Annotated in this window: 16 protein-coding genes; 9 read left to right on the plus strand and 7 right to left on the minus strand. The window is 68.7% G+C overall.

Features of this window, described 5'->3' with window-relative positions; genetic code table 11:
* Positions 1-37: 37 nt before the first annotated feature.
* The gene (locus ASE44_RS01825) at positions 38-709 is read left to right on the plus strand and encodes a FadR/GntR family transcriptional regulator (protein WP_056776843.1); all 672 of its coding nucleotides are present in this window, start codon (positions 38-40) and stop codon (positions 707-709) included.
* Positions 710-743: 34 nt separating this feature from the next.
* Here the strand turns inward: ASE44_RS01825 and ASE44_RS01830 are convergent, their stop codons facing one another.
* From ASE44_RS01830 to ASE44_RS01840, 3 genes are all read right to left on the minus strand, one after another.
* Complete coding sequence (locus tag ASE44_RS01830; protein ID WP_082455639.1) at positions 744-1,676, minus strand: carbohydrate ABC transporter permease; 933 nt, start codon at positions 1,674-1,676, stop codon at positions 744-746.
* Positions 1,669-2,613 (minus strand): carbohydrate ABC transporter permease, encoded by a 945-nt coding sequence (locus ASE44_RS01835; RefSeq protein WP_082455641.1) that lies wholly within the window; start codon positions 2,611-2,613, stop codon positions 1,669-1,671. The genes ASE44_RS01830 and ASE44_RS01835 overlap by 8 nt, the downstream gene beginning before the upstream one ends.
* Before the next feature lie 72 nt (positions 2,614-2,685).
* Positions 2,686-3,906, minus strand: a complete 1,221-nt coding sequence (locus tag ASE44_RS01840; RefSeq protein ID WP_056777104.1) for an ABC transporter substrate-binding protein — start codon at positions 3,904-3,906, stop codon at positions 2,686-2,688.
* A gap of 224 nt (positions 3,907-4,130) precedes the next feature.
* Between ASE44_RS01840 and ASE44_RS01845 the strand changes: the two genes are divergently transcribed.
* From ASE44_RS01845 to ASE44_RS01855, 3 genes are all read left to right on the plus strand, one after another.
* Complete coding sequence (locus ASE44_RS01845; protein ID WP_056777107.1) at positions 4,131-5,480, plus strand: alpha-L-fucosidase; 1,350 nt, start codon at positions 4,131-4,133, stop codon at positions 5,478-5,480.
* 44 nt (positions 5,481-5,524) lie between these two features.
* Positions 5,525-6,592 carry a hypothetical protein gene (locus tag ASE44_RS01850; protein ID WP_056776846.1) on the plus strand — a complete coding sequence of 356 codons (1,068 nt, stop codon included), beginning with the start codon at positions 5,525-5,527 and terminating at the stop codon, positions 6,590-6,592.
* A gap of 117 nt (positions 6,593-6,709) precedes the next feature.
* Positions 6,710-7,162, plus strand: a complete 453-nt coding sequence (locus ASE44_RS01855; RefSeq protein ID WP_056776848.1) for a hypothetical protein — start codon at positions 6,710-6,712, stop codon at positions 7,160-7,162.
* A 64-nt stretch (positions 7,163-7,226) separates the two neighbouring features.
* On the opposite strand, the gene ASE44_RS01860 is transcribed toward ASE44_RS01855, so the two are convergent.
* Entirely contained in the window at positions 7,227-8,399 is a 1,173-nt protein-coding gene (locus ASE44_RS01860) for a HAMP domain-containing sensor histidine kinase (protein WP_056776851.1), read from the minus strand.
* Entirely contained in the window at positions 8,396-9,091 is a 696-nt protein-coding gene (locus ASE44_RS01865; protein WP_056776853.1) for a response regulator transcription factor, read from the minus strand. Before ASE44_RS01865 ends, ASE44_RS01860 begins: the two co-directional genes overlap by 4 nt.
* A gap of 155 nt (positions 9,092-9,246) precedes the next feature.
* Here ASE44_RS01865 and ASE44_RS01870 point away from each other — a divergent pair, with 155 nt between their 5' ends.
* Complete coding sequence (locus ASE44_RS01870) at positions 9,247-9,924, plus strand: M15 family metallopeptidase (RefSeq protein WP_056776856.1); 678 nt, start codon at positions 9,247-9,249, stop codon at positions 9,922-9,924.
* A 6-nt stretch (positions 9,925-9,930) separates the two neighbouring features.
* Here the strand turns inward: ASE44_RS01870 and ASE44_RS01875 are convergent, their stop codons facing one another.
* Positions 9,931-10,629 carry a metalloregulator ArsR/SmtB family transcription factor gene (locus ASE44_RS01875; RefSeq protein WP_235522518.1) on the minus strand — a complete coding sequence of 233 codons (699 nt, stop codon included), beginning with the start codon at positions 10,627-10,629 and terminating at the stop codon, positions 9,931-9,933.
* A 115-nt stretch (positions 10,630-10,744) separates the two neighbouring features.
* Between ASE44_RS01875 and ASE44_RS01880 the strand changes: the two genes are divergently transcribed.
* From ASE44_RS01880 to ASE44_RS01895, 4 genes are read left to right on the plus strand one after another with little or no spacing between them, the layout of a single operon-like run.
* The gene (locus ASE44_RS01880; protein ID WP_056013767.1) at positions 10,745-11,005 is read left to right on the plus strand and encodes a DUF6458 family protein; all 261 of its coding nucleotides are present in this window, start codon (positions 10,745-10,747) and stop codon (positions 11,003-11,005) included.
* A gap of 23 nt (positions 11,006-11,028) precedes the next feature.
* Positions 11,029-12,321, plus strand: a complete 1,293-nt coding sequence (locus ASE44_RS18770) for a serine/threonine-protein kinase (RefSeq protein WP_056776861.1) — start codon at positions 11,029-11,031, stop codon at positions 12,319-12,321.
* Positions 12,318-12,833, plus strand: coding sequence for a hypothetical protein (locus ASE44_RS01890; protein ID WP_056776865.1), 516 nt, complete (start codon positions 12,318-12,320; stop codon positions 12,831-12,833). Before ASE44_RS18770 ends, ASE44_RS01890 begins: the two co-directional genes overlap by 4 nt.
* 11 nt (positions 12,834-12,844) lie before the next feature.
* Positions 12,845-13,396 carry an SRPBCC family protein gene (locus ASE44_RS01895; RefSeq protein ID WP_056776868.1) on the plus strand — a complete coding sequence of 184 codons (552 nt, stop codon included), beginning with the start codon at positions 12,845-12,847 and terminating at the stop codon, positions 13,394-13,396.
* Positions 13,397-13,465: 69 nt separating this feature from the next.
* Here ASE44_RS01895 and ASE44_RS01900 read toward each other — a convergent pair whose 3' ends face one another.
* A complete protein-coding gene (locus ASE44_RS01900) occupies positions 13,466-15,133 on the minus strand; it encodes an MDR family MFS transporter (RefSeq protein WP_056777111.1) in 1,668 nt (555 codons plus the stop codon).
* Positions 15,134-15,153: the final 20 nt, after the last annotated feature.

A 15,153-nucleotide genomic window follows, 5' to 3' on the forward strand; every position in this document is an offset into this window, starting at 1 on the left:
GCGACCGGCGACCGTCGTGCACCAACGGGGGGTCTCCATGGCAGTCACCGACGAAGCGATCGCGAGGATCCAGGCGATGATCGTCGCCGGCGATCTCCAGCCCGGGCAGCGGCTCCCTCCGGAGAAGGAACTCAGCGAGACGCTCGGGCTCTCGCGCAGCTCGCTCCGTGAAGCGGTCAAGGCCCTCGAACTCATCCGCGTGCTCGACGTGCGTCGCGGCGACGGCACCTACGTCACGACGCTCGAACCGAGCCTGCTGCACGAGGCGATGTCGTTCGTCATCGACATGCACGCCGACGGTTCCCTCATCGAGATGTTCGAGGTGCGGCGGATCCTCGAGCCGTCCGCCTCGGTGATGGCGATCCGCCACCTGGACGACGAGAAGATCGCCGAACTGCACGCGATGGTCGACGAGGTGGACGAGTCCACGACCGTCGAGGACCTCGTCGCGCACGACCTGCAGTTCCACGCCCGCGTCATCGAGCTGAGCGGCAACGCCTACCTCGCGAGCCTGCTCGCCGCCCTCGGCAGCAAGACGGTCCGCGCCCGCATCTGGCGCGGCCTCACCGAGGAGAAGGCCGTCGCCCGCACCCTGCAGGAGCACCATGCGATCGTCGACGCCCTCGAGAAGCGCGACACCGAACTGACGCGTGCCCTCGTGACCGTGCACGTGAGCGGCGTCGAGAGCTGGCTGCGCCGGTCCCTCTGACCCCTGCCACGTGCCCGGGTGGGTCGGAGCGGGCTCAGCGTCCGCCGAGCCCGCTCGTCACGATGCCCCGGATGAGGTGCTTCTGCAGCAGGATCAGCATGAGGACGGTCGGGAGCATCGAGATGACCGAAGCCGCCATCACCAGATTCCACTGGCTGCCCTGCTGCCCGAAGAACTGCTGGAGACCGAGCGGGATCGTCCCATAGGTGTTCACGTCGTTGACGATGATGAGCGGCCAGAGGAACGAGTTCCAGTAGGCGATGAACGAGAAGACGGCGAGAACCGCGAGCGTCGGGCGGGCGAGCGGGAGCATGACGTGCGTGAACGTCTTGATCACGCCGGCGCCGTCGACACGAGCGGCGTCGTCCAGTTCCTGCGGCACGGTCAGGAAGAACTGCCGACAGAGGAAGGCGCCGAGCGCGGTGAACGCGAACGGGATGATAAGTGCTTGGAACGAGTCGACCCAGCCGAACCCCTGCATCATCACGTACAGCGGGATGAGGAGCACGTCCTGCGGGATCATCATCGTCGCCAGGAAGAGGACGAACACGAGGTTGCGGCCCCTCCACCGGAGGCGGGAGAAGGCGTAGCCGCTCAGCACGGAGACGGCCATGTTGATCATGGTGCCGACGACAGCGACGAACAGACCGTTCAGGAGGAACCGGCCGAAGGGCAGGTAGCTGAAGGCCTCGGAGTAGTTCTCCCAACGGATCGACGAGCCGATGAGCGTCGGGGGTGTCGTGAACGTCTCGGCCGGAGGCTTCAGCGAGGTCGCCACCATGTAGACGAGCGGTGAGATGAACGCGAGGGCGACGAGACACAGCACCACGTAGGACACGATCGACCGAGCACGGCTGACGGACTTCGTCTGCCCCCGCCGGAGCCCGCGGGGGTTGACGGTGACGAACGACGAGGTCGGCGGATGCTGTCTGGCGGCCGACCTGCCCGCCGAGATCCGATTACTCATAGTGCACCCACTTCTTCTGGCCGAGGAACTGCACGGCGGTGATCGCCAGGATGATGATGAACAGCACCCAGGCGGCGGCGGAGGCCACCCCGAGCTGCTGGAACACGAATCCCTGGTTGTAGATGAATTGCACGAGCGTGGTGGTCGATGAACCCGGACCACCCTTCGTGAGGATGAACGGCTGGGCGAACACTTGGAACGCGGTGATGAGCGTCATCATGGCGGCGAAGAAGATCGACGGCGAGATCATCGGGAACTTGATCCGCCAGAACGAGGTCCATGCCCCGGCACCGTCGAGCTCGGCCGCCTCGAGCTGGCTCTCCGGTACCGAGTCGAGCGCTGCGGAGAAGATGAGCATGTTGTAGCCGAAGCCCTGCCAGACGCTCATCGCGACGATGGCGAGCATGGCCCAGTGCTCATCGGCGAGGAAGTTCGGAGCCGAGACCCCGATGCTCGACTGCATCGTCGCGTCGATCAGCCCGTCGGGCTGGTAGATCATCCGCCAGATGACCGCGTTCGCGACGATGGGGGTGACCGTTGGGATGAAGAAGAGGACCCGGAAGATCTGACGGTGTTTGATCTTCGGGCTGAGCCAGGCTGCGAGTCCCATCGACACGATGAGGTTGAGCGGCACGTACAGGACGACGAACAGGGTCGTGTTGAGGATGACCGTTCGGAAGATCGGGTCTGCGAACAACGCTGCGTAGTTGTCGAAGCCGACGAAGGTCGGCGATCCGAGCATCGGCCAGTTGTTCAGGCTGATGACGAGCGACGCGATGATCGGCACGACGGTGAACAGCGCGAGACCGATCGCGTGCGGACTGGCGAATCCCAGTCCCCACCAGGATCGTCGGGCGTGGACCGCGTCCGGATCGACGCGCGCGGTGCGCTTGGAGGGCCGGACGGCTCGCACCGGGGCCGCTGGGAGGGTAGCCATGCGGGTTCTTCCTTTGCTTCGACGACGATCGGAGCGGCTGGTGGGCGACGTGGGTCGCCCACCAGCCGGAGCTCACTTCGGCAGTTGGCTCGAGATCTGGTCGAGGACCTCGGCGCCGGATTGCTGTCCGTTCATCGCCTGGATCGCGTACTGGGACATCAGTTGGGCGAGCTGATCGCTGTTCTTGTTCCCGGGCAGCGGGACGGATCCGTCCTGGGCTGCTGCGAAGCTCTCCTCGACGCCGTCGATACCGGCGTTGTCGAACCAGGCGCCCTGCGCTGTGGTGCGGGCGGGGAACGCCCGCCCCTCCTTGCCGAGTGTCGAGAGCACGTCCTCACTCGTCATGGTGGTGATCGCCTGATAGGCCTGCTCGGGGTACTTGCACTCCTTCGAGACACCGAAGCCCGATCCCGCGGAGAAGGTCGTCGGGGCGCTACCGGCCGGCAATGTCACGACGCCGACGTCGAACGTCGCCTTGGCTTTCGTGTTGATGAGCGACCAGGGTCCGTCGACATAGGTGGCGGCCTGTCCGTTGATGAAGGCGTTGTCGTCGGCCGAACTGTCGGCGCTCGCAGGCGTCGCGTAGCCGTCCTTCACGAGGCCGGCGATCCACTCGAGACCCGCAGCGAATTTGGCGTTGGTCACGTCGAGCGAACCGTCCTCGCTCACCACCCGACCGCCGTTGTAGGACAGGATCATGGACTCGAGGTAGAGATCCTCTGCGCTCGGCGCGTAGAGCTGCTTCCCCGCCGATTTGAGCGCTTCACCCGCGGCTTCGAAGTCGTCCACGGTCCAGCCGGGCTTCGGTTCGGCGACGCCGGCCTCGGCGAAGAGGTCCTTGTTGTAGAACATGACGAGCGGGCCGGTGTCGTAGGGGAGGGCGTAGAGCTTGCCGTCGACCTTCATCGCGTCGAGCGCGGTCGCGTCGAACTCGTCGAGCGCGGTGCCGCTGCTCTTCGCGAGGTCGTCCAGCGGGAGGAGGACATCGGTGTAGTTGGCCGCCCGAAGGCTCTGCACCGTGACGATGCAGGGGGCAGTACCGGCACTCAACTGGGTGCGGAGCTTCGTCCAGTAGTCGGAGAACGGCGCGCCCTGGATGGTGACGTCGATCTTGTCCGACGACTTCACCTCGTCGGCGACCGTCTGCCACGCTGCCTGGTCCTCCTGACCGGCGATCCACATGGACCAGACGAGCGACTCTGCAGTCTGGGAGCCGGTCGCGCTGCCACCGGAACACGCCGTGAGGGCGAGGACACCGGCCATCGCCGCGCCGGCCATGAGCTGTCGTTTCATCGGATGCTTCTCCACTTCGTTGGGCGTGCAGTACTCAAGGGATCCAGACCCGGTCGGGAAAGACGGCTGAACGTGGTGCGATCTAAACATCGGATGTCTCATCTGTCAACTGTTGATATTTCCGCGAATCTGGGCCACTTTGGAGACATTCGCCCCGCAGAGTACGGATGATTGGCATCCCTGACTCGCATCTCAGCCGCATCATCGACGACGAAGGATCACGCATGGCCATGTTCAAGGACGACTCCGTCCGCCTCCCCGAGTTCGAGAAGTTCGTCCACGAGACACCCGCCTGGTTCTCCGACGCCAAGCTCGGGATCTTCGTCCACTGGGGGGCGTACTCCGTCGCAGCCTGGGCGGAACCGATCGGTGAGCTCGGGGCGACGGACCACGCGCACGACTTCGCCCGGAACCCGTACGCCGAGTGGTACTTCAACACCATCCGCATCGAGGGGAGCCCGGCGCAGCAGCACCACCGGGAGACCTTCGGAGACGTCGACTACGACCACCTGCTCGAGCTGTGGCGCGCCGAGCGCTTCGACGCGGACGAGGTGCTCGCCCTCGTGAAGCACACGGGAGCACGGTATTTCGTGCCGACGACGAAGCACCACGACGGGATCACGCTCTGGGACGCTCCCGAGACGAACGGCCGCAACACCGTCGCCCGAGGCCCGAAGCGCGACCTCATCGGCGAATTCGCTGCAGCGACGGAACGCGCCGGGCTGCGCTTCGGCGTCTACTATTCGGGCGGGCTGGACTGGCACTTCTCCCCGTCCGAACCGGTCGTCGAGACCGACGGGCCGGACGGCTGGACGAACCGGGCCAACGACCGGCCGTACGCCGACTACGCATACGACCAGGTCGCCGACCTCATCGAGCGGTACCGCCCTGACATCCTCTGGAACGACATCGAATGGCCCGACCCGGGCAAGGACGACGGCGCGCGTGGACTCGTCTCCCTCTTCGACCGCTTCTATGCCGCCGCCCCGGACGGACTGATCAACGACCGCTGGGGAGACACCCATTGGGACTACCGGACCACGGAGTACCAGATGGGCGGCATCACCGATGACCCGTGGGAGAACTGCCGCGGCATCGGCTACTCCTTCGGCCACAACACCCTCGAAGACGAGAAGCAGCTGCTGAGCGGCGAGGAGGCGATCCGGTACTTCGTGGACATCGTCGCGCGAGGCGGGAACCTGCTCTTGAACATCGGCCTGCAGGCGGACGGTACCGTCCCTCCGGAACAGCGCGCGACGCTGGAGGCGCTGGGCGATTGGAACGCGGTGAACGGTGCGGTCGTCTTCGGTTCACGACAGCTCGACGACGGGATCGCGAGCGGTTCGGAGTCACCGTGGACGAGGTGGACGCGTACCGGCGACATCGCCAACGCGATCATCGATGCGGACGGCCCGGTGACGCTGACACTCGCTGCCGACGCGATCCTGGTCGACTCCGCTCGACTCGTCGACGGCACGTCGCTCGCCGCGTCCGTCGTCGACGGTGGTGTCAGGGTCGATCTTCCGACGCGCTCGGTGCCCGGCCCGCAGGTGGTCCGCTTCGATCTGAGCTGAGCCCGCTCCCGCTGCCCGCGATGGCGGGCGGGTAGTTTGAGGGGATGAACGGCACGATCGACACCCGAGCGCTCATCGACCCGGTCGACAGCGAGGCCATGGCGAAGGCGCCCGCGTACCACCGCGCGCCGTCCGCGCGGCTGTTCATCGGCCTGATCACGGGAGTCGTCGTGGTCGTCGTCGCCGGGTTCGTCCTGTTGGGAACGGTGTCCTCGGCCTCACGAGGCGGATCCGGCCCGACGCCGCTGCTCGGGATCGGACTCCTCGCGGCCGCCGCCGTCGCAGTGGTCGCCGTCCTCTCCTGGCGCACGAGGCGCATCAAGCGCTTCCGCCTCTCCCAGTTCGCCGCAGCCAACGGGATGACCTACACCGCCGACCTCAGCTACCCGCCGTTCCCCGGCATGATCTTCGGGATCGGATCGTCGCGGCAGGCCACCGACGTGCTGCGGGGCGCTCGTCCCCGCCCCGTGGAGTTCGGCAACTACCGGTACACGGTCCGCCACGGGAAGAGTTCGACGACGCACCACTGGGGGTACGTCGCGGTGAAGCTCGACGTCCCCCTGCCGAACATCGTGCTCGATGCGATCGGCAACAACGGGTTCGGCTCGAACCTCCCGGCGGCGTTCCAGCGCGCCCAGCGGCTGTCGCTGGAAGGCGACTTCGACCAGCACTTCACGCTCTACTGCCCGGCCGGCTACGAACGGGACGCCCTGTACCTGTTCACCCCGGACATCATGGCGCGGTTCATCGACCACGCCGCCGAGCTCGACGTCGAGATCATCGACGACTGGCTGTTCCTCTACACGAAACGGGAGGTGTCGACGCTCGATCCCGACACCTGGGCGTGGCTGTTCGGGATCGTCGACGCCTTGACGACGAAGTTCGACCAGTGGGCACGGTGGCGGGACGACCGCCTCCAGCCGCAGTCGACCGGTGCATCGGGGCACCCGTCTGCACCGGGCACCCAGGCTGACGCTCCCGCCCTCGGGCTCATCAAACCGCCGCCGGGGGTCGCTCCGTCCGGCCGCAGGTTGCGACGATCCGGAACGTGGATCCCGGTCGCGTTCGTGGTCGGAACGGTGATCGTCTGGATCGTCATGCGCATGAACTGACCCCGTGGTTCCTGGGCATGTCGAGGACGTCTGGTGATCGACAGACGAGGACGGAACACCTCGGTTGCTGGGATGGGCGGATGACCGACACCGGTCGCCCTCAGAAAGGACCATCCCATGCGCAGATCCGCCGCCCTCGGCTTCGCCGTCCCCGTCCTCGCCCTCATGCTGGGGCTCACCGCCTGTTCCGGGACGACGGACGCACCGCCCGGAGGTGACGCGTCGCCGACCGCCGACGCCTACGCCCAGGCGTTCGACGACTACACGATCTCGCTCGCGGGTTGCCTGCGCGACCACGGGGTGGACGTCGTGGACCCCGAACCCGGTACGGCGATCACGCTCGACGGCAGCGACGTGATGAACCAGGCCTACGACGCCTGCACCACGGAACTCGGCCCACCGCCGGCGAACCCCGACCAGCCCACCAGGGGTGAGATCTCCGACGAACTACGGCTCCGCGCCCAGTGCCTGCGCGACCAGGGGTTCGACGTCCCGGACCCCGACGCGAACGGCGTGTGGGACCTGCCGGAGGACCTGTTCGACGAGGCCAGAGCCTGCGCCGTGCAGTGACGACCGCTCCCGCCGGGACGGCCGACCGATCCGTCGATCGGTCGGCCGTCCCGTCGTCGCGGGGTCAGGCGTCGTCCGGCTCGGGACCGTGCACGGCGGGCAGCAGCACCGTCACCTCGAGACCTCCGGCCGGCAGTGGCGCGAGGCGCAGCGAACCACCGTGCAGTTCGACGATCCGCGCACCGAGCGTCAGCCCCAGCCCGTTGCCCCGGTCGGGCCCGGCGGCGCGCGCGATCCTGGCGTCGCGGCGATCGAACGGCTCGACGAAGCGAGCGACCTCGTCGACGCCGAGGAGCGGTCCGGAGTTGCTGACGACCACGACCGCGCACTCGGCCGCGGACCGGTCGGCCTGCGGATCCCTGCCCACCCGCACCGAGACCCACCCGCGCGGACCGCTGTTGTACCGCACGGCGTTCGACAGCAGGTTCGTCAGCAGCTGCTGGAGGAGCACGCGGTTGCCGAGCACGGCGGTGCTCCGGAGGGTCGAGGAGATCGCGACACCGGCATGGGCGGCGTCCGGTGCGACGAGCTGCGACGCGTCACGGACCACCGCCGCCAGGTCGACGGGCGAGGTCACGAGCGGTCGGCGGTCGAGCTGGTTCAACTGCAGGAGGGCCTCCACGATCGCGATCCCCCGCTCGTTCGTCTCGTGCAGCCGGCGGAGCGCGCGGTCGACGTCGCGGCCCTCCGGATCGGCCTGCGCCACCTCGATGAGCATCTTCATGGTCGCGAGCGGCGTGCGCAGCTCGTGCGAGGCATTGGCCGCGAACCGCTTCTGCGTGAGGAACGACTGCTCCAGGCGTGCGAGCATGTCGTCGAAGCGGTCGGCGAGTTCGCGGAACTCGTCGCGCGGACCCGTCATCGCGATGCGGTGGTCGAGCGAGCCCGCCGCGGCGGCCCGCACCGCGTCGTTGAGGTCGCGCAGCGGCCGCAGCACCCGACCGGCGACGATCCAGCCGACGCCGGTGCCGATCACGGCCATCGCGATGAGCGCGAGCATCGAGTAGTTGATGAGCGAGTCGCGGATCTCGCCGCGGGTGATGCCGGACAACTGCTCCGGATCGCCGGCCGGCGCGATCGGGTAGTCGGGGAAGCGCCAGATGATGACGTTGATGACGATCAGCGCGACGAGGCCCGTGACGACGGTGAAGGCGGCATACGTCGCGGTGAGCTTGACGCGGGCGGTGATGCGTGTCGGACGGGACGAGACCGGGCGCGCGGGCGACGCGGTGGTCATGCGCCGTCCACCCTCGTGGGCTCGTCCTCGCCCGGCGGGAGCACCCGGTACCCGACGCCCGGCACGGTGTGGATGACCCACGGCTCACCGAGCACCTTCCGGAGGGTCGACATCGTCACCCGGACGGCGTTCGTGAACGGGTCGGCGTGCTCGTCCCAGGCCCGTTCGAGGAGGTCTTCAGCGCTCACGACACCACCCCTGGCCGCGAGGAGGACCTCCAGCACGGCGAACTGCTTCTTCGCCAAGCGCACGTACCGCCCGTCGCGGTACACCTCCCGACGGAACGGGTCGAGCCGCACCCCGGCGTATTCGAGGACGGGCGGCAGGGACGCGGCAGGCCGACGAGCCAGCGAGCGCAGTCGGAGCACCAGCTCGCGCAGCTCGAACGGCTTCGTCAGGTAGTCGTCGGCACCGATCTCGAACCCGCTCTCCTTGTCGTCGAGCTCGGCGGCGGCGGTGAGCATGAGCACCCGGGAGCGCAGCTCCCGGGCGACGATCCAGCGACAGACGTCGTCGCCGTGCGTACCGGGGAGGTCGCGGTCGAGGACGACGACGTCGTAGCTGTTGACGGCGAGCCGTTCGAGCGCGGCGTCGCCGTCGAACACGAGGTCGGCGGCGAGCCCCTCGTGCTGCAGCCCCTCGAGGATGCTCTCGGCCAGGTACTGCTCGTCCTCGGCGATCAAGACACGCATGGAACCTCCGGTCGTCTGGGCGTCGTGTCGATCGTAGGCGGCCGGATGTTTCGGAACCGTCTGACGATCGCCCGACGCCCACGAGACCCCCGGGCGGCTGGACTGGGACCACGATCACCGGACGTCGACCCACGGTGATCTGTGGAGGAGGAATCATGCGACACCAGGACTTCGACCAGCGGCGCCACCCGCGGCGCCAGCACGCGACGCGACGGCCGGCAGCCGGCCGGCGCACCGCGAACCGGGCCGCCACGGTCCTCGCCGTGTCCGCCGTCGCCCTCGCCGCCGCGATCGCCCTGGTCGCGTGCACCGGCGTCGCGCCCGCGATCACGCGCGCGATCACCTCCTCGGCGGGGCAGCCCGATCCGGACGACGGTACGACCACGACCGAAGGCGGGTTCGGGACCGCCGACGGCGTACTCGACGAGAACCGCTTCACGGTCGACGACACCGCGCTGCCCGGCATCGCGAACCTCGAACCCGACCTCCTCGAGGCGGTCCGCCAGGCGACCGAGGCCGCTGCCGACGACGACATCACGCTGTTCATCAGCTCGGGATGGCGGAGCACGGCCTACCAGCAGCATCTGCTCGACGAGGCGATCCTGCGGTACGGCAGCGAGGAGGCGGCCCGGCAGGTCGTCGCCACCCCCGAGGGTTCCTCGCACACCCGCGGGGCCGCCGTCGACATCGGTGCGACGGACGCCGACTACTGGCTCATCGAGCACGGTTCCGCGTTCGGCCTCTGCCAGACCTACGCGAACGAGATCTGGCACTTCGAACTGGCCACCACCCCGGGCGGCGACTGCCCGGAGCTGCTCCCTGACGCCGGGTGACCGCCGTCAGGCCAGTCCGTGCGGCGCCTCGTCGTGCGGCCCCGCGGGTACCGGTGCCAACCGGCTGACGAACTCGTCGACCCGGACCCGCAGGTCTCGGAACGCCTCGTCGAACGCCTCCTCGGTGGCGGTCAGGGCGGGGTCGGGGACGGACCAGTGCAGGTCGTCGCGGCCGACGAGTTCCTCGTGCGCCCGGTTGCAGACCGTGATGATGAAGTCGTCCGGCCGGAGGACCTCCTGCGTGCCACGCGGGTGCTGCGAACCGATCCGGACGCCGTGTCGTGCTGCCGCCCGCACGGCTCCCGGGTTCACCACGTCGGCGGGACGACTGCCCGCCGAGGCGACCGGCACGGTGCTGCGGTCCAGCCAGAGCGCCTCGGCCATCCGGGAACGCGCGGAGTTGGCCGTGCACACGAAGACCACGCGGCTGGGGACGCTGATCGGTTCCGGCGCGAGGCGGTCGAACGCGCCGGGGACGAGGCGGACGTAGTTGCGACGCCCGTCGGATTCCGACCGCGAGCGCGAGAGGATCCCCGCCTTCTGCAGGACGCTCAGGTGATGGGCGACGAGGTTCGAACTCATCCCCAGCGCCGTCTGGATCTCCGTCGGCGACAGATCGCCCAGGGCGAGGAGGTCCACGATGCGCAGGCGGGCGGGCTCGGCGAGCGCGGCGAACTTCGACGCCCTTACCGCTAGCGACTCCACCGACACAACCCCCGTTGACTCAACCACGATTGACTCAATAATAGGCTGAGGCACCCGTCGGTCACGCTCGAGCACGCCCGCTCGACGCCCGGGTCACCTGGAGAAGGAGCTTGTCATGGGTATCGGAACCGGAATCGCCCTGATCGTCATCGGAGCCATCCTCGCCTTCGCCGTCAACATCGACGTCCCCGCCGTGGACCTCACCCTCATCGGGTACATCCTCATGGCAGCAGGTGCCGTCGTGTTCCTCATCTCGCTCATCCTCGTGCTGCGTCACCGCCAGGTGTCGTCGACGACGCGTTCCGCCGTCGACCCGAGCAGCGGCGAGCGCGTGACCCGCCGCAGCACCACCGACAACGACGGTCCCGTCCTCTGAGGACCGGGGCGATCGCACCACCCATGGCCGAACCCGGCGTCGACGACCCGCGCACCGGCGAACTCCTCGACGGACGCTACCGCCTGGGAGCGCGCATCGGATCCGGCGGCATGGCGACCGTCCACCTCGCGACCGACGAGACCCTCGGGCGTCAGGTCGCGGTGAAGCTGTTCCGCCCCGGCACGACCGACGCCTCGCTCGGCGCGCGGACCGCCTCGGAGACGCGTCTGCTGGCATCGCTCAACCATCACGCGCTCGTCACCCTCTTCGACGCGCGCGTCGTCTCCGGTGACGGTTCCTACCTCGTCATGGAGTACGTCGACGGACCGACGCTGTCGCAGCGCATCAGCCGGTCGCCGCTGCCGTCACCTGAGGTCGCTGCGATGGCGGTCGACCTCGCGGAGGCGCTGCACACGGTCCACGCCGCCAGGGTCGTGCACCGCGACATCAAGCCGTCGAACGTGTTGTTGCGCCGATCGGTCCTCCCGCACCAGGAGTATCGCGCGAAGCTCGCCGACTTCGGCATCGCTCATCTCATCGACAGCACCCGCATGACCGCGCCCGGCTCCCTGATGGGCACCGTCGCGTACCTCAGTCCCGAACTCGTCCGGGGCGCCGATCCGGCCACGCCCGCCGACGTCTACGCGCTGGGGCTCGTCCTCCTCGAAGCCCTGACGGGCCGCCGTGCCTACCCGCAAACCAGCACCCATGAATCCCTGATGGCGCGCTTGAACGCGTCGCCGACGATCCCCGGTGCGCTCGGGTACCAGTGGAAGTCCCTGCTGACGGCGATGACCGCGTCGGATCCGGCTGCGCGCCCGACGGCGCTCGAGGTCGCCATGGCGGTGCGCGACCTCGACCCGGTGCGCGACCAGGCACCGGATCCGGCGACCGCGACGATGGCGATGTCGGCCGGGCCGGCGTCGACGACGGACGCGACCACGCCTGCCACCGCGATGGCGGAGGCTCCGACGGCGACGACGGAACGGTTCGATGCGCCGGGCCCGCCTGTCGATCCGACGCTGGTGCTCCCGAGCGGATCGCGCGACGGTGAGGGGCTCGCCACGACGGCCGTGCTCGATGACTCCCCGCGCTCGACGCGTCGGGTCGACGAGCGCGCTCGACGCGCTGCCGTCGAGCGCCGCCGGCGGACGATCCGGGTCTGGGTGCTCCTCGGCGTGATCCTGCTCGTGGCGGCCGCCGCCCTCGTGTGGTTCCTCGTCTCGTCGGCGCAACCCTCCGTGCCGGCCCTGCCTGAGCTACCGGATCCGCTGTCGACGCACCTGGACGAGCTCATGCGGGAGGTGACCCCGTGACGCGGCCGGGGAACCGCACTCGGGCGCTGTTCGCAGCTCCCCTGCTCGTGGTGGCGCTGCTCGGCGGCTGCGCGTCGCCGAACGCCGGACTCGATGCGGACACCGGCCGTGAGCTGCAACAGGCGGTCGTCCTGGTCGCCGATGCTGCCGCCGCCGGCGACACCACCGGTGCCATCGCGGCGTTGGACGCCCTCGAGGCGCGGCTGGCCGAGGCTGAGGCGGACGGTTCCGTCTCCGCGAGCCGACTGTCGGAGATCCGATCGGCGATCGCCACCGTCCGCGCCGACCTCTCCCCCGTCGTCGAGACGCCGGCAGCCACACCGACGCCGACGCCCATGCCCAGTTCGGTCGAGCCGGTGGAGCCTGCCGCCCCGGTGGATGACGGCGCGGACGAGCCAGGCGACGATGGTGGCCCCGGGAACGGGAACGACGGCGACAAGGGTGACAACGGCAAGAACGGCGACAAGGGCAACAACGGCAACGGCAACGGGAACGGCAAGAAGGACAAATGAGACGACGAGGCATGTCAGCAGCGGCAGCGGACGACGAGCCCGGCACCGGGCCGGACGACGAGCAGTCGGCGAAACGCGACCGCCGGGAGCGCGACGGGGTGTCGACCGTGCAGCACAGCGTCGTCGTCGAGCTCCCCATCGCGGCCGTCTACAAGCAGTGGGTCGACTTCGAGTCGTACCCGGAGTTCCTCCCGGCGGTGCGCGAGGTGTCGACGACCGGCGAGGTCTACAGTCGCTGGACCGTCGCGATCAGCAAACTCTCGCGGCAGTTCCTGGTCGAGATCCTCGAGCAGCTTCCCGAGGAGCGTCTGGTCTGGCGCACCATCGAGGGCGACGTCTGGTTCAGTGGTGACGCCGTGTTCGACGCGATCGACAAGCAGCAGACCCGCGTCGACGTCACGGTGCACTGGAAGCCGGTGACCGCGGTGGAGCGGACCGCTGCGGCGCTCGGGCTCGCCGGGCGGGCCGTCCGTGGGACGCTCGAGGCGTTCAAGACCTACATCGAGTCGACCGGCGGCCCCTCGGGTCACTCCCGGATCAAGGTCGTCTCCCCGAAGGGCTAGCCGTCCGCCGCACGACAGACGACCCCGGGACCTCAGGTCCCGGGGCCGTCGTCGTCCGACCGGTTGCGGCTACCGCTCGCGCGACTCGGAGGTGATGGTGGTCGTCGCTGGATCGTCGCCGCCACTCGCACGGTCCGTCGTCGTGCCACCGGCGGCGGACGCCGTCACCTTGCCGCGCGCGGCGGCTTCGAGGGACTCCGCCTCCTCGCCTCCGAGCGCCTCGCCGCGGGCGACGAGCCCGGCGACGTCGGAGAGCGGGATCTGCTTGAGCAGCAGCGAGAGCAGGAACGCAGCACCGATGAACGGCAGCAGGTACCAGAACACCGGGGCGAGCGCGTCGGCGTACGCGGTCACGACCCCGTCGCGGACGCCCGGCGGGAGCTGGCTGAGCGTCTGCGGGTCGATCGTCGACGCCGCACTGGACGCCTCGTCTGGGCTCGCACCCGAACCGGCGAAGACGTCCCGCAGGTTCGAGGTCAGGCGCGTGGTGAAGATCGTGCCGAACACGGCGACGCCGAGCGATGCACCGACCTCGCGGAAGTAGTTGTTCGTGCTCGTCGCCGTACCGACCATCGACGCGTCGACCGAGTTCTGCGCCACGAGGACGACGACCTGCATGATCAGGCCGAGGCCGGCGCCGAAGAAGAACAGGAACACGCAGATGAGCCAGATCGGGGTGTCGGCCGTGAGCGTCGTGAAGGCGATCATGGACGCCGCCGTGACGAGCGTGCCGATGACCGGGAACATGCGGTAGCGACCGGTCTTGGTGATCAGGTTGCCCGACACGATCGACGTGCCGATGAGGCCGACCATCATCGGGATCATGAGCAGGCCGGACGCGGCGGCGGAGGTGCCGGACGACATCTGGAGGAAGGTCGGCACGAAGCCGATCGCCGAGAACATGCCGAGCCCGAGCGTGAGGCCGATCGCGGTCGCGTTGATGAACGTCGGGTTCTTGAACAGCGACAACGGGATGATCGGGTCCTTCGCGCGCGCCTCGGTGACGACGAAGAGCAGTGCGGCGACGAGCATGCCGATGCCGAACAACCAGGTCTCGATCGCACCCCAGCCGTGGGCCTCGTCGCCACCGAAGTCGGTGAAGAAGATCAGGCAGGTGGTGAAGGCCGAGAGGAAGATCACGCCGAGGATGTCGATCGGGGCCGTGGCCTTCTTGTTCGGCAGCTTCAGGGTGAAGAACGCGATCGCGAAGGCGGCGATACCGACCGGGATGTTGATGTAGAACGCCCACTGCCAGGTGAGGTGGTCGACGAAGAAGCCACCGAGGAGCGGGCCACCGACGGCGGAGAGACCGAACACGGCACCGAGCGGGCCGAGGTACTTGCCGCGCTCGGAGGCGGGGACGATGTCGGCGATGATCGCCTGCGACAGGATCATGAGCCCGCCGCCGCCGAGGCCCTGGACGGCGCGCCACACGATGAGCTGGGTGAAGTCGCCGGCGAAGGCGCACCCGACGGAGGCGATGGTGAACAGCGCGATCGCGACGAGGAACAGTCGACGACGGCCGAGGACGTCACCGAACTTGCCGTACACGGGCATGACGACGGTGGTCGCCAGCAGGTAGGCGGTGGTGAGCCAGACCTGGTGGTCGACGCCACCCAGCTGCCCGACGATCGTCGGCATGGCTGTGGAGACGATCGTCTGGTCGAGGCTGGAGAGCAGCATGCCCGCGATGAGGGCGGCGAAGATGATCCAGATGCGGCGCTTGGTGAGCAGCATCGGGCCCTCGGTGGGCGCGG

This window comes from Plantibacter sp. Leaf1, from assembly GCF_001421315.1.
GTDB lineage: Bacteria > Actinomycetota > Actinomycetes > Actinomycetales > Microbacteriaceae > Plantibacter.